At 38.1% G+C, this 14,726-nt stretch carries 13 protein-coding genes; 7 read left to right on the forward strand and 6 right to left on the reverse strand.

Annotation, left to right across the window (positions count from 1 at the left end; all coding sequences use genetic code 11):
* Positions 1-21 precede the first annotated feature (21 nt).
* From ACNOGP_RS18600 to ACNOGP_RS18625, 6 genes are all read right to left on the reverse strand, one after another.
* Complete coding sequence (locus tag ACNOGP_RS18600) at positions 22-1,206, reverse strand: DUF1735 and LamG domain-containing protein (protein WP_418213470.1); 1,185 nt, start codon at positions 1,204-1,206, stop codon at positions 22-24.
* Positions 1,203-2,291: a glycoside hydrolase family 18 gene (locus ACNOGP_RS18605; RefSeq protein WP_418214778.1), complete on the reverse strand. Its 1,089-nt coding sequence runs from the start codon at positions 2,289-2,291 to the stop codon at positions 1,203-1,205. Before ACNOGP_RS18605 ends, ACNOGP_RS18600 begins: the two co-directional genes overlap by 4 nt.
* 26 nt (positions 2,292-2,317) lie before the next feature.
* Positions 2,318-3,958, reverse strand: a complete 1,641-nt coding sequence (locus ACNOGP_RS18610; RefSeq protein WP_418214779.1) for a SusD/RagB family nutrient-binding outer membrane lipoprotein — start codon at positions 3,956-3,958, stop codon at positions 2,318-2,320.
* 22 nt (positions 3,959-3,980) lie between these two features.
* The gene (locus tag ACNOGP_RS18615; protein ID WP_418213471.1) at positions 3,981-7,301 is read right to left on the reverse strand and encodes a SusC/RagA family TonB-linked outer membrane protein; all 3,321 of its coding nucleotides are present in this window, start codon (positions 7,299-7,301) and stop codon (positions 3,981-3,983) included.
* 243 nt (positions 7,302-7,544) lie between these two features.
* The gene (locus ACNOGP_RS18620) at positions 7,545-8,465 is read right to left on the reverse strand and encodes a FecR family protein (RefSeq protein ID WP_418213472.1); all 921 of its coding nucleotides are present in this window, start codon (positions 8,463-8,465) and stop codon (positions 7,545-7,547) included.
* A 124-nt stretch (positions 8,466-8,589) separates the two neighbouring features.
* Positions 8,590-9,819, reverse strand: coding sequence for an InlB B-repeat-containing protein (locus ACNOGP_RS18625; RefSeq protein WP_418213473.1), 1,230 nt, complete (start codon positions 9,817-9,819; stop codon positions 8,590-8,592).
* A gap of 404 nt (positions 9,820-10,223) precedes the next feature.
* Here ACNOGP_RS18625 and ACNOGP_RS18630 point away from each other — a divergent pair, with 404 nt between their 5' ends.
* The 7 genes from ACNOGP_RS18630 to ACNOGP_RS18660 all read left to right on the forward strand — a co-directional run bounded on the left by ACNOGP_RS18630 (position 10,224) and on the right by ACNOGP_RS18660 (position 14,638).
* On the forward strand, positions 10,224-10,781 hold the full coding sequence (locus tag ACNOGP_RS18630) for an RNA polymerase sigma-70 factor (protein WP_195475467.1): 558 nt from the start codon (positions 10,224-10,226) through the stop codon (positions 10,779-10,781).
* Between the two features lie 696 nt (positions 10,782-11,477).
* Positions 11,478-11,759 carry a tetratricopeptide repeat protein gene (locus tag ACNOGP_RS18635; protein ID WP_007757398.1) on the forward strand — a complete coding sequence of 94 codons (282 nt, stop codon included), beginning with the start codon at positions 11,478-11,480 and terminating at the stop codon, positions 11,757-11,759.
* 33 nt (positions 11,760-11,792) lie between these two features.
* The gene (locus tag ACNOGP_RS18640) at positions 11,793-12,020 is read left to right on the forward strand and encodes a 4Fe-4S dicluster domain-containing protein (protein ID WP_004297419.1); all 228 of its coding nucleotides are present in this window, start codon (positions 11,793-11,795) and stop codon (positions 12,018-12,020) included.
* Positions 12,021-12,031: 11 nt separating this feature from the next.
* Positions 12,032-13,114 (forward strand): 3-methyl-2-oxobutanoate dehydrogenase subunit VorB, encoded by a 1,083-nt coding sequence (locus tag ACNOGP_RS18645; protein ID WP_418213474.1) that lies wholly within the window; start codon positions 12,032-12,034, stop codon positions 13,112-13,114.
* Positions 13,115-13,121: 7 nt separating this feature from the next.
* A complete protein-coding gene (locus ACNOGP_RS18650) occupies positions 13,122-13,298 on the forward strand; it encodes a hypothetical protein (protein WP_007757400.1) in 177 nt (58 codons plus the stop codon).
* Positions 13,299-13,310: 12 nt separating this feature from the next.
* A complete protein-coding gene (locus ACNOGP_RS18655; protein ID WP_007757401.1) occupies positions 13,311-14,075 on the forward strand; it encodes a thiamine pyrophosphate-dependent enzyme in 765 nt (254 codons plus the stop codon).
* Between the two features lie 20 nt (positions 14,076-14,095).
* A complete protein-coding gene (locus ACNOGP_RS18660; protein WP_007758949.1) occupies positions 14,096-14,638 on the forward strand; it encodes a 2-oxoacid:acceptor oxidoreductase family protein in 543 nt (180 codons plus the stop codon).
* The last annotated feature ends 88 nt before the right edge of the window (positions 14,639-14,726 follow it).

Here is a 14,726-nt window from a genome sequence, read left to right on the forward strand (position 1 = left end):
CCTTTGTTGACACAGTTTAATTTACAACCTCGTCCATTCAAGATCTCCACTACCCTCTTTTGTTGCAGTATGACCATGACCTGTATAGTCTTTGCATTCATTATTCATATCATCCAACTTCCAATATCCCTCGAGTCCTTCACTATCAACCTCTACAAAACACCGGTGCAAAGGATTCTTTAATTCAGAAGCCTTCAATGCCCTTGTCCAAAAACGTGCTTCACTTACAGATCCTTTCAAATAGAAACCCTTTTGTACTCCAGGCGCAGCACCAATATAAAATTCATCCGAGAAAGAAATAGGGTTGGCATATTCTGCTTGTACAAACAGAATTCCATCAATATATAAAGAAAGTGTATTGTTTTCAAATACTCCAGCTACATGATACCAGGCATTCTTTTCGAGCGTATAACCCAATTTACCAGCATATACGGACCAACCTTTTGTTGAAAACATAAAGACAGGCACATCTCCTTCACCTCCCACACGGTCTGGCGTTCCATCCACAAATATCCATGCTCCTTTTTCCGAATTATCTCCTCCTGGAAAACCTATAATTCCCATCAAGTTACCTCCATAATATTTAGGGAATTCCCACATACTGACCCTAGCTTCGAGAGTAAACGCAGTCATATTTTGGAATCTACTAACATCATTATCTTTAAAGTTTATCTTAAAATAGTTCTGCCCATTCAACTTTGGAACATTTACAAGTAACTTCCTATTGACTATGACATACAAAACATCACTTCCCGGCAAACTTGGATAATCCTTGCTCTTACTAACCAATCTTATAGGTAACAAAAAGTTAACTCCTTTCTGTATTGCATCTATATCCTTCACAACTAATTTAACTGCTTCCGAACGGTATTTACCATTCTCTACTAACACAGAGTTACTAGACAATACACAAGCACCTTCTGGCAAAGTTTTATAAGACTCTCCATGGTCACTATTATAACGTTCTACCAATGAATTATCAATCATAAGTTCACCTTCTATATTAGAATTTGCAATCAACGAGCTAGAAATAGTAATTCCTAATTCATCTTCGTTATTAGTTGCAGAAAATGTCGTTATAGGTGTATTCTCGGCAGCTGTAATATAAACGGCATCCACTTTTATACTTTCATTGCATGACGTCCCCAAAAACAAACATGAAAGACAAGCAACTGCTAATATATTTTTTTGAAATAAATTCTTCATCTTTTTGCTACTTTAATGTTATTTTCTACTTCAACGTTTTCGTCTTCACCACTTCCATTCCCTTTATTCGCAGGATTCATAATCTGAATAGCTTGACGCGCATAATAGTAGTTATTAGGTGGTACAGGCAGATTCAAATGGTTACTTTCGGAATATCCGAACTGAAGAACATAAGCACCACAACCTGCCACATTTTTCGGACTTTCCGCTGCATAATGAGCCATTCCCCACAAACTTGGAATATATTCACCTTTATAATAGTAAGATACTCCTCCATGTCCAAATGCATTACCAACTTGACTGACCCATTCACAAAAGATCCGTTTTTCATTCGGAAATCCTTTTCCATAATCCTGATAACCACCCTGGCATCTACTATTTAACGTACTTTCAGAACCTGCACTGTAGGCTTGCCCAATAAAATAATCAAAACGATCAGCATACTCAGCGTCTAACCATTGTCCATCAACAACCAACAATTTATGTTTACCATCCACTTTAAATTGTTCATCACATTTAGGTCCCAAATATTTGCTCATCACATCAATAAAGGTACGCATCATTTGTTGAGAATATTCTTTACCACCAAAATTTGGTTCATAGTCCAAATCAAATCCGTCCAATCCCCATGTGTAAATAGAATCAACCAGATTTTCAGCATATACAATCATAGAATCTAAATCCTCCTCACCTTCTGAATTAATAGCAAAGTAGGGTTCGGGCCACATTGTCAATAAAACTTTAGTTCCTCTTCGCTCTTGAAGAAATTTCACATCTTCTCGATTTTGTTTGTTATTCACATATCCTGTAAAAAAGGACACGATATCAAGACTGTCTGGTATACCTTTCAAACGGGTCTGCATAGAAGCTGTTGCAGGACTATAATTCATCCATGCAAAAAATATTTTATGATCTGAATTTTTATAAGCAATCAATGCAGCTTCCTCCTCCGGTGTCAACTCTTTATATTGCAATTCAGGCAGGATAACAGGTTCCGCTTCTATCCAATCGCTACATCCAATAATTTGAGTTACGACAAATATGCAACACAAAAATTTTATAATTCGGTCTGTTTTCATATAAATATCAAATGATTAAGATTAAACATTTTTTAATTTTGATACGGCTTATCACTTCTCTTATCCCACCAAAGTCTCGTACCGCCATTATCTCCACCACCCAATAAATCAGAATTATTTACAGCTTCCTGGTATAAATTTGGATAATCTTTAGCCAAATTTGTAGGATATGGTAATCTAGCGATCTGTTTTTTCGTGTCAATAAGTCCACCACTATTATTTCTGGCAACCCGAATTACTCTCGGACACCCCGTTCTCCTAAATTCACTCCATGCTTCTTGACCATCAGGAAATAAAGCAATCCATTTTTGAGTGATGATTTTTTCCAATCTTTCTTCAAAATTAGTAGCATCTTCCCAACTAACAGATACTTGTCCAACACTAGCATTATTATAGCTAGTATTCTTAGGATCAGTATATGGTAGTGGCAAAGTTGTGCCTTTTATATACGCACTAGCATCTCCAGCTTTTGCCTGAGTTGCCCCCAATGGCTGAGAAAAGGCTGTCATGATTCCACTCTCATATAGTGTCTTCTCATTCCCTCCCGCATTCCATCCGCGTAGAGCAGCCTCTGAACGCAGGAAATAAACCTCAGCTGCATTCATAAACTGAATGGGAGTACTTGAGGATACATTCAAATTAGAAAATATTTTATAATCATTTCCTGTAAACATACTTCCACATCTAATTCCATTATAGTCTTTATACTCAGATACCTCCGATTTAGCAAACCAAATATCCAAACGTGGATCCTCATAACCCTTCAAATAACTTTCCATTGTCGCTCCCAAACGGCTATCATTATAGGTATAACAAATCATATATAAAGGATTAACCGTAGCAGAGCCATCGACCTTCAACATTGCATTATCCTCATTATCAGTAAATACGCCATCTCTTATTGCTTCTTCCGCTTTTTGCTGAGCTGTTGTTGCATCCACATACACAATACGAAGAGCTAAACGCAATTTCAATGAATTGGCAAATTTTACCCACTTTTCAAAGTCACCTCCATAAATTTTATCATAACTAGCTAACGGCTTAGCCCCTGGATTATCCTTTATGTACGCCTTTAAAATACCAATGGCTTCATCCAACTCTTCAAAGAACTGCTTGTAAATAATCTGTTGGGAAGTAAAAGGAACATCGGAAGCAGGAGCAAAATCTTTATAAGGAATCGGGCCATACATATCCGTAATACGGTGCATACCAAACACTTTCAAAATCTGTCCCACAGCAAATGTAGAAGGATTAATATCCCTTTTAGTATAAAGGGTATACCAAGGAGCCATATAATTCTGATAAGCTACCGTATATGCAGCCGCACACCAATCAGGATACATATCATAAGTCGTATTATTTCGTCCGTTACTATCAAACATATTGGAAGCCCCCTGATGTCCGGAGAAAATATCTCCAGCAAGACAAAACATTTTCTGATAGTTGTTGACATCTATATTCTGATCTTTTGTAATACACGGATACATTTGATATTGCATCTGTGTTATCATAGATCCTGTACCTAAGTTATCATAACCCAATTCTTCCTCCGTTGCCGCGTTAGGATCGGTATTCGTCTCTATGAAATCTCCCGTACAGGCTTCTAACATCCACAAAGAACAAGCAGAAATTAAAAGCAAACCTTTACCGAAATATTTGTTATTTAGTATCATTTTCATCTGTTTGTTAATTTAGTTATAATGTAAATTTAAGACTTACACCGAAGCTTCTTAAACTTGGCATCAAGAAATAATCAATGCCCTGATAGAAGGTGCCAACCGAAGAGGTCAGTTGCGGATCAAAAGGAGCCTTATTATAGATCATAAACAAATTACGTCCCGTTACCGAGAGAGTCAGATCTTTTACGAAATTCTTGAACAGTGGTTTGAAACGATAGGAAAGTGAAGCTTCTCTCAAACGTATATTCGTAGCATCGTATACATAATTAGACAAGACACCTGTTCCTGCTCCCATTTGAGTATAGTAAGTTTCAGCGTCCATCAACACTCCATTCACAAGTACACCACCATTATCCCTGGCTTTTGCACTCTGCTCGGATACACCAAAAGAATCAAGAACAGCCTGTGTAGCAGAAACCACCTTTCCACCAATTCTTGCATCAATCAAGAACGACAATGTAAACCCTTTATAACTAAACTCATTATTAAATCCTAGAGAACAGTCAGGATTAGTATTTCCCGCATATACCAAGTTCTCATTATCAACTACCATACTCAATGTATTCGGATTTACATAAACGTATCCATTTCCGTCTTTCTTTACCGAATTGACATATATATCTCCAATAGATCCGCCCTCATCAATATAGTTGCGGAATGAATAAGAAAGACCTCCCATATCAAAATGGGAAACATTCATATCAGCTCCGGTAAACGGATTAGGAATATTTCTCACCAATTCCACAATTTTATTCTTATTGTATGTGACGGTCAATCTCGGTGAATAGTTGAATTTTCCAAACGTCAGATCTGCATCAATAGAAGCTTCAAGCCCTTTATTATTTACTTTACCCGCATTCACATAGAAGTTAGCATAACCACTACTTTCCGGTGCTCTGAACTTGAATAGTTGATCGTACGTATTAGCATTGTAGTATGTTATATCCAATCCTAATCTATTATTAAGGAATCGAGCATTCAAACCAATTTCAAACGATTGAGTCTTTTCAAATTTCAAATTATCAATAGGCAAATCAGGATTGATACTTACACCACCACCCGGACTAATCGGATAAGAAGGAATAGTGATTCCAGCAAGTGATAAAGGGACATTTCCTACTTTAGCATACGAAAGACGAAGCTTGGAGAAGGTCAGTATCTCTTCTGGAATCTTGAAAAATTCCGTCAAAACAAAAGACATACCTACCGACGGATAGAAGAAACTTTTGTTTTTTGTATTAGCAAGCAGTGAAGTCCACTCATTACGTCCTGTTACATCAAGAAATACCTTTCTCTTCCAATCCACAGATGCACTGAAGAATACAGCTTGAGATTTCATTTTTTTACCCTCTTGATATTGCGGTTCCGGAGTCAGATTATTCAATGTAAACTTATTGGCGACACTAGCAAGAGGTGCACCGAACTCCAGTTTATTAGAGTTAGCTGTATAATCAAATGTTACATTTTTAAAACTAGCACCCGCATTTACTACAAATCCCCAGTCTGATATTGTTTTCTGGAAATTAGCAATCACATCTCCATAATCCTGAATATTTTTCTCCGTTGCCAACAAGTAAGAACCTTTATCCGAACTAGAAGCTAACAACAGCAAGGTAGAAGCATAATTCTTGATTTCATTCTTTTTATTATCACGGTCCGTACGGAATCGAGCACTGACATTAAACCAATCATTAAAAGTATATTTCAGACTTCCACCGATAATGAAACGTTCATTATGATTAATATTGAAATTACGATGCGTAATCCAATACGGATTCTGTATACTTCTTTTTTGATCACCATATGGCCAGAACTGAACCGGGAATCCTCTATCTGCACTATAACGTTCATATGATTTATACTTATCTATATTATCTCCACGAGGAAATAGATAAATCGGTACAATTGGATTATAATAATCACCTTGCGAAAGCATATTCTGTGCCTTTTTGTTCGTATACATAAAAGTAGCCGCCAAAGAAAGCTTATCTGTAATAGAATATGTACCATTATACGAGACGTTATAACGATCAAGATTATTATTATGAACTATCCCTCGGGCATTATAAGAAGAAAGAGAGATATAAGATTTATGATTTTCCGTTCCCAACTGTGCTCCAATACTATTGGAAAAGCTCATACCCGTATCAAAGAAATCTGCCGGATCATAATTTGCAGGAATGTCCAATTTGGGTCCCCAACTCGAAAATTCATCCGTTCGACTTCCATACGTATTTTGTAACTTCGGCAAAAGAAGTGGTTGATAAAAATCAGAGTAATGAGAAAATGAAATACGAGGCTTCCCATCTTTCATTCCACCTTGCTTAGAAGTTAACATTATTACACCATTAGCTGCTTGACCACCATAAAGAGCTGCTGCTGAAGGGCCGGTCAACACTGTCACCTCTGCAATATCTTCCATGTTGATATTAGAAATGCCATCACCTTCATCCACACCACCATACTGAGCATTGGAACTGGCTCCTCTTCTAGGGAAAAGATCGGGTAGAGGTATACCATCCAATACGTATAATGCGTTGTTATTTCCCTCTGCATTTACAGATTTATTACCACGCATCACCACCTTAGTGGAACCACCAATACCAGAAGCACCCTGACTGATAGTCACACCGGCTACCTTACCGGTCAGTGCATTCGGTACACTAGCCTCTTTGACTGACATAAATTGAGCATCACCAAGTTTCTGTACATTATAACTCAATGCTTTGTCTGAACGTTTGATACCCAATGCAGTCACCACTACCTCATCAAGCACCGCATTGTCTTCATGAAGCACGATGTTCAAAACAGTATTGCCTGTAATTGTTACGTTTTGCACAGTATATCCTACATAAGAGATTTCCAGAATATCTCCTTTTTTGGTTTTAAGCGTAAAATTACCATCAATATCCGTAATTGTACCGATATTCGAATCTTTTACTTTGACATTCACCCCAATAAGAGGCTCTCCATTCACATCCTTTACTGTACCTTTCACCGGGATAGTCGTATCTTCCACAGTTTTCTGTACTAAAGGTTTCTCAGAAAGAATAATCTGTTTATCCACTACCGTATAAGAAATAGAAGTACCCCGAAATACTTCATCCAAGATATCCTGTATCTTACCGGAGGTATTATTTACTGAGACAATACGGTTCTTTTGAATCGCTTTGTCATTATAGAGAAATACATAATCAGAAGATTCCTCTATCTTATTCAGTACCTGTTCAACAGATACATTGCTCATCGAAATGGCTCCTCGTATGCGTTGTGCATAGCCATTTGCGGCAGAAAGTTGTAGTACTACTGCAAAAAGCAGCGTTAAACTGACCCTCATAACCAAAGGAAGTTTTAGATTTAAAGCATATTTAGAACATAATGCGATAAATGAATGATTTTTTTTCATACATTTGTAGCTGACTAAAGTTTATTACTAAATGAACTATGGTTTGATTCCGGCTAGCGTTTGCGAGACCCTGTGCCGTGAATCTTAAATTGTAGGAAGATAGTCGTTGGTAGCGACTCTCTTCCTTTTTTACTCTTTTTTCTGTGTCATACATAGTCTTTTAAAAGGTTATTACTAATATAAATTCACTACTATTTTTGTCTTCGTAAATGTGTCATCCTCTTGCTGTTCAGGCGTTTGGATTTCCCACTTCAAATTTGCAGACTTTGCCAAATAATCCAATATCTGAGTCAATGTTTCTCTCCGGAAAGTTGCTCTATAATTATATGTTTTTCCTGAATTATTATGGAACTCGATATCCACATTAAAATGGCGTTCCAGGCGTTTTAGAATTTCCTCCAATGAAGCATTCCTGAAAATCATTTTTCCCTCTTTCCACGCCACTTTTCCATAAACATCAACCTTTTCCTTTTCTGCTCGTGAAGTATGTTTGTCATACAATAGTTGTTCACCAGGAGTTAAAACAATCGTTTCACGATTAGGTGTAACTACATTTACTCTACCTTTTTCTAATACAGTCTCTATGTAACTATCATCTTCATAGGCCGCAACATTAAATTTGGTTCCATAAACATATACACTTAACCCATTCGGCGTATGTACCCAAAACGGATATTCATGATCTGCCTTTACTTCAAAGTAAGCCTCTCCCTTCAACTCTACACTACGATTATCTTTATTAAACACTGTAGGATAACGCAATGTAGTACCAGAGTTCAACCATACAATAGAGTGATCCGGAAGCTCATAACGTATCACCGTACCCATTGTAGAAGTTACTTCTGCATATCTTACCTCTTCTTTTGGTTCTCCAAGATATAAATATCCAAAGACTAAGGAAGTTAACAGCAACGGTATAGTTAGAAATGCCGCACAACGCATCAGTTGATTATACATTTTTTTCGTTCGCACCCTTTTTGCTTTAACTCGGTCACGATGATATGCTTCCGATGCATCAATAGACTCCATTTCTCTAATGTCATCTCCTAATGCCTGTGCTTTTCGCAACAATACTTCCAATTCTTTATTTTTCATATTTCCTCTTTTTATAATTGCAACTATATAAATAATACAACCGATTCACCGAAAAAGGACACAAAAAACTAATAATCTTTCAATAATAAAAAAAGGAAGTATCTTTTCATACTCTTCTTTTCTATTATATAGAACCTACATATTCAAATCCCACAACATTCAAATCAGGATAAGATACATTCGGTTTCAAGTTTAGCACTCCCCTGACAGTATAAATTCCACTAGCCTCATCATATTCCACCGTAAACGAACCTGGATCGTCAGAATCTAACGCTCGTTTTCCTCCAGCACTTTGTATCCGAACATTATTCATACTATTATTTAGTTGATCTTTAGAATATTCACCTGGAAGTAAATTTGATAATGATTCCAAGTACAATTGTATACTATTATTGCTAGTATCCGAAAATGTTACCATCAAAGTACCAAGTGGGAATTTAGTGACCTTAGTCATTGTCAAATATATATCTACCTCAGGTGCTATTTCAGCTACTACATTCGCATTTTCATCAAGGCCCTTCAAATCACTTTCCCAAAAAGCAAATTGTTCACCTGATAATAAGACTTCAATAGCTTGAGGTTCTCCATCCTCTGCTGTTTGATTTCCACAACAAAGCATATATCCATCTCCATACAGCATTGTTTTCAAGTTTAATGAAGACAAATGATTACTGTTACAATATAACTTCTTTAATTTTTTAATCCCACCAATTGATAAGTCACTCAATTTATTATTACTACAATCAAGTTTTGTAAGATTTGTCCATTTCAGATCTAATGCGGTTAACTCATTTCCGGAAATATTCAGAATTTCCAATGACAAAAATTCTAATAATCCATCTACACTTTTAACTTTTGCTCCATTCATACCTCCAGTCACATCTATCGCTTTTATTTCTATTGCTTCGTCCGGAGAAAGCACACCATTATTATTTTTATCCCACTTCGGATAAACAATTCCATCTATTTCCTGCTCCGTATCCATCCGAGACTGACAATAAGCCTTCAATACAGGATCAGTAATCCTTTCAAGCACATCATTTCTTATCATAAATGTGGCTACAATTACCACATCCTCCATAGGCATCGTAAATGTAGAAGTGGTAGCTTGCACATTCTCAATAACTGCATTACCAACTCTTACTTTCCATTCTTTAAACAGAAAACCATCATTGGGAGTCGCCATAATAGTTACAGTTTCACCCACCATAGCCTTTTCTCTGTCAACAGTTACAGCAGCACCACCATAACCCGCAAATGCAGTAACCGAATGGTTCTGAGTACCGTCATCTTCTCCACACGAGAAGAGCACAGTACAAACTACTGTCATAAATAAAAACCTTAATCGTTTCATGTTTCTAACTTTTTTGTTGATTAATAATTTATTACTAAATGATTTAACATTGCCAATCAATTTCTCCTGTTCTATTTCAGTACTATAATTTACTCAAGATACCTTATTTTTAATTCTCATAAACGATTGCGAGACCCTATACAAAGAATTAAGGAGAAGCTGGCTATTGATTGCATTAATTTAATTGATGTGTTTATTCCATAATCTATTCTTTTAAGTTCAACAACACTAATAATACAATTAAAGCCTTCCAAAAGGGACAGATAAATTTTATTTTTTTTGAATCTGATAAAATAAAAGCCATAATACTTATTTAAAACAGAAAAAAAATGAGAATATGCAATTTTACTAATTATCTTATTATATATTTGCAACGAAATGAAAAACAACAGAATCTCAAAATAATGAAAATATCTTTTCAAAAACAGCCTAAAGAACAGACCTTCAAGCAACTTTATGAAGAGTTTTATGCTCCATTCGTCCTATATGCAAAAAGATTTATTGATGATAAAGAGACACGGGAAGATATTGTTTCGGATGTATTTACTTCACTATGGGATAAAATAGATTCTTTTGATTTTCAATCGGACACGGCATTGGGATATATCAAAATGTGTGTAAAAAACAGCTGCCTGAATTATCTGAAACATCAAGAGTATGAATGGAACTATGCAGAAGTTGTTCAAAAGAAAGCTCCCATTTACGAAGTGGAACCGGACAGCGTATATACCCTTGACGAATTATACAGAATGCTGTACGAAACACTGAATAAACTCCCGGAAAGTTATCGCACGGTATTTATAAAAAGTTTCTTTGAAGGAAAGACCCATGCGGAAATTGCGGAAGAAATGAATCTTAGCGTGAAGTCCATCAATCGGTACAAACAAAAAACAATGGAGCTTCTGCGAAATGAATTGAAAGATTATCTGCCCTTATTTCTGCTATTATTTGCAAAAATCTAAATCTTCATTGTTGTCCACCCCTACAATTTACACACTTTTTCCTGTTTCAAATGCCCTTCACCTTTTCGCTAAAACGCTTTGTTTATCAATGTTTGCGGGTGAAGAGCAGCTCTTTCACCTTCTCCTCACCCATACAATCCGATAATATGCTAATTCTCTATGTTTCTATTGTAGTAGAACTTATTTTTCAATCCAACTAAACTTACTTTTGTTACAACCTAACTTGCTTTCTACTACAAACAATCTATAAACGAAGGTTCCGTTTTTATAAATGAAGGCTTCGTTTATATAAACCAAACCTTTGTTTTTACAAACGAAGCCTTTGTTTATAGAATACATCTAATGAAATGCAACTTTGTCTACCCTAACAAGGAGTTTCTCTAATAAGGTACACGAAGTTATCCATTAGTCTCCCAGAAGTCTATTGCCAATACAATAGACTAAAGTGACCGTATATTTGATTCGGATTCAAGGAAGGTGAAACAGCAGGTGAAAAGATTGCCCTTCACCCGCTAATTCCGATAAACAGGTCGATACAGAGAAAAAGTGAAGGTCTTTTTTTATTTCATTTATCCTTGTGAGCATAACAATATCCACAGGAAAGTCTTTTCCCAAATACAAATTTCCGGCTTCATTTGTCTCATTTACACAAATAAAAACTATCTTTGCGTTTCAGAATCCCGAAAGACAAAAGAAATGGAGCAAATAGAAAACCTAAAAGAGCTTATCAATCAGGGGGATGTGGACACAGCGATTGAGCAATTGAACCAACTTCTCCTAGACACTTCTGTCGAAAACGAGAAAGATATTCTCTACTATTTACGGGGAAATGCCTACCGGAAAAAAGGAGACTGGAAGCAAGCGTTGGACAATTACCAGTACGCTATCGACCTTAATCCTGACAGCCCCGCCGTTCAGGCCCGGAAAATGGCGATAGATATTCTAAACTTCTATCACAAAGATATGTATAATCAATAATCGAACTCAAAGATAACGTAATAAATAAAGATTATGGCAAAAATCAAAGGAGCAATCGTAGTCGACACGGAGCGTTGCAAAGGATGTAACCTATGCGTAGTGGCGTGTCCGCTCGATGTAATCGCCCTCAACAAAGAGGTAAACATGAAAGGCTATAACTATGCCTGGCAAGTGAAAGAAGATACCTGTAATGGATGCAGCTCGTGTGCAACAGTTTGTCCGGACGGATGTATCTCAGTGTATAAAGTAAAAGTAGAATAAAAGAAAAGAATATGGCAGAAGAAGTTGTATTAATGAAAGGAAACGAAGCCATCGCCCACGCAGCTATCCGTTGCGGTGCGGACGGATACTTCGGTTATCCTATTACTCCCCAATCGGAAGTGTTGGAAACACTTGCCGAACTGAAACCGTGGGAAACAACCGGCATGGTAGTACTCCAGGCAGAAAGTGAAGTGGCAGCTATCAATATGGTATATGGAGGCGCAGGCAGCGGAAAAATGGTAATGACATCGTCTTCAAGTCCCGGCGTCAGTCTGAAACAGGAAGGTATATCTTACATCGCAGGTGCCGAACTTCCTTGTCTGATTGTAAACGTGATGCGTGGCGGTCCCGGATTAGGAACCATCCAACCGAGTCAGGCCGACTATTTCCAGACTGTGAAAGGCGGTGGTCATGGCGACTACAAGCTAATCGCTCTTGCTCCGGCATCTGTACAGGAAATGGCAGATTTCGTGGCATTGGGATTCGAACTGGCTTTCAAATATCGTAATCCAGCCATTATTCTTGCTGACGGTGTGATCGGACAGATGATGGAAAAGGTAGTGCTTCCTGCACAAAAGCCACGCCGCACAGAAGCGGAAGTGATTGAGCAATGTCCGTGGGCTACTACCGGAAAGGCTAAAGATCGCAGACCGAACATCATCACTTCTTTGGAACTGAAACCGGAAGCAATGGAAATCAACAACCTCCGCTTCCAGGCTAAGTATCGCCAAATCGAAGAAAACGAAGTACGTTTTGAAGAAATAAACTGTGAAGATGCAGAATATCTGATTATTGCTTTTGGCTCAATGGCACGTATCGGTCAGAAAGCCATGGAGCTGGCTCGTGAGAAAGGTATCAAGGTAGGTATCCTTCGTCCGATTACTTTGTGGCCGTTCCCTACAAAGGCTATTGCCGCTTATGCTGACAAAGTAAAAGGTATGCTTGTTACGGAGTTGAATGCCGGACAGATGATTGAAGATGTCCGCCTGGCTGTTAACGGTAAAATAAAGGTAGAGCATTTCGGACGTCTCGGTGGTATCGTCCCCGATCCGGATGAAATTGTAACTGCTTTGGAAGAAAAAATAATCAAATAACGAAACGATGAATCCCGATAAAATAAGAAACGTACTGAACATCCTTTTCATGATTCTGGCTGTTGCAGCCATTATCACCTATTTCGTTGTAGGAAAGGAAGATTTCAAAATGTTTATCTACGTATGCGGCGCGGCAATCTTTGTCAAGCTGATGGAGTTTTTTATACGGTTCACCAACAGATAAGGAGAAGAAGTTATGACTAAAGAAGAAATAATCAAACCCGAGAATCTGGTTTACAAAAAACCGACTCTGATGAACGACAACGCCATGCACTACTGTCCGGGCTGCAGTCACGGTGTGGTACACAAGCTCATTGCCGAAGTAATAGAGGAGATGGGTATGGAAGATAAAACGGTGGGAATCTCTCCGGTAGGATGTGCAGTTTTCGCCTATAACTATTTGGATATTGACTGGCAGGAAGCTGCACACGGACGTGCTCCTGCTGTGGCAACTGCTGTGAAGCGCCTGTGGCCTGATCGCCTCGTATTTACTTACCAGGGTGACGGCGACTTGGCTTGTATCGGTACAGCCGAAACTATACACGCTTTGAACCGTGGCGAAAACATCACGATTATCTTTATCAACAATGCCATTTACGGTATGACAGGCGGTCAGATGGCCCCGACTACACTGGTAGGTATGAAGAGCTCGACTTGTCCTTACGGACGTGACGTTGAACTTCACGGCTATCCATTGAAAATCACAGAAATCGCCGCCCAACTGGAAGGAACAGCTTACGTAAGCCGCCAGTCCGTACAATCGGTACCGGCCATCCGTAAAGCGAAGAAAGCTATTCGCAAGGCTTTCGAGAACTCGATGAACGGTAAAGGTTCCAACTTGGTAGAAATCGTTTCCACTTGTAGTTCCGGTTGGAAGATGACCCCGGAAAAAGCAAACAAATGGATGGAAGAACATATGTTCCCGTTCTATCCGCTGGGTGATTTAAAAGATAAAGAATAACGCTAAAAGTCAACAGAACAATGAAAGAAGAAATAATTATAGCAGGATTCGGTGGACAAGGCGTATTGTCTATGGGTAAGATTCTGGCTTATTCCGGTTTGATGGAAGGCAAGGAAGTGAGTTGGATGCCGGCATACGGTCCGGAACAACGGGGTGGTACTGCCAACGTTACAGTAATCGTCAGCGATGACAAGATATCTTCACCGATTCTTAGTAAATACGATGCCGCCATCATCTTGAACCAGCCTTCACTCGAAAAGTTTGAAAGTAAGGTGAAACCCGGTGGTGTCTTGATTTATGACGGTTACGGAATAATCAACCCTCCTACCCGCAAAGACATCAAAGTATACCGTATCGACGCAATGGATGCAGCCAATGAAATGAACAACGCTAAAGCGTTCAACATGATCGTATTAGGCGGTCTGCTGAAACTTCGCCCGATTGTTACTTTAGAAAATGTCATCAAAGGCTTGAAAAAGACTTTGCCGGAACGCCACCACCACTTGATTCCTATGAACGAGGAAGCTATCAAGAAAGGTATGGAGCTTATCCGCGAAGTTTAATTAATGGATAGTGAACAATGGATAATTGATAATTATTAGCTACGTGTTGTACGTATGCAACATAATTTTCAATTATCCATTATCATTA

It is taken from the genome of Bacteroides difficilis (genome assembly GCF_048319815.1).
Classification (GTDB): domain Bacteria; phylum Bacteroidota; class Bacteroidia; order Bacteroidales; family Bacteroidaceae; genus Bacteroides; species Bacteroides zhangwenhongii.

Excerpts from the sequence above, each read along its gene's own strand:
- ACNOGP_RS18600 (WP_418213470.1), bottom strand. The coding sequence starts at position 1,206 with ATGAAGAATTTATTTCAAAAAAATATATTAGCAGTTGCTTGTCTTTCA.
- ACNOGP_RS18610 (WP_418214779.1), bottom strand. The coding sequence starts at position 3,958 with ATGATACTAAATAACAAATATTTCGGTAAAGGTTTGCTTTTAATTTCT.
- ACNOGP_RS18615 (WP_418213471.1), bottom strand. The coding sequence starts at position 7,301 with ATGAGGGTCAGTTTAACGCTGCTTTTTGCAGTAGTACTACAACTTTCT.
- ACNOGP_RS18620 (WP_418213472.1), bottom strand. The coding sequence starts at position 8,465 with ATGAAAAATAAAGAATTGGAAGTATTGTTGCGAAAAGCACAGGCATTA.
- ACNOGP_RS18625 (WP_418213473.1), bottom strand. The coding sequence starts at position 9,819 with ATGAAACGATTAAGGTTTTTATTTATGACAGTAGTTTGTACTGTGCTC.
- ACNOGP_RS18630 (WP_195475467.1), top strand. The coding sequence starts at position 10,224 with ATGAAAATATCTTTTCAAAAACAGCCTAAAGAACAGACCTTCAAGCAA.
- ACNOGP_RS18635 (WP_007757398.1), top strand. The coding sequence starts at position 11,478 with ATGGAGCAAATAGAAAACCTAAAAGAGCTTATCAATCAGGGGGATGTG.
- ACNOGP_RS18640 (WP_004297419.1), top strand. The coding sequence starts at position 11,793 with ATGGCAAAAATCAAAGGAGCAATCGTAGTCGACACGGAGCGTTGCAAA.
- ACNOGP_RS18645 (WP_418213474.1), top strand. The coding sequence starts at position 12,032 with ATGGCAGAAGAAGTTGTATTAATGAAAGGAAACGAAGCCATCGCCCAC.
- ACNOGP_RS18650 (WP_007757400.1), top strand. The coding sequence starts at position 13,122 with ATGAATCCCGATAAAATAAGAAACGTACTGAACATCCTTTTCATGATT.
- ACNOGP_RS18655 (WP_007757401.1), top strand. The coding sequence starts at position 13,311 with ATGACTAAAGAAGAAATAATCAAACCCGAGAATCTGGTTTACAAAAAA.
- ACNOGP_RS18660 (WP_007758949.1), top strand. The coding sequence starts at position 14,096 with ATGAAAGAAGAAATAATTATAGCAGGATTCGGTGGACAAGGCGTATTG.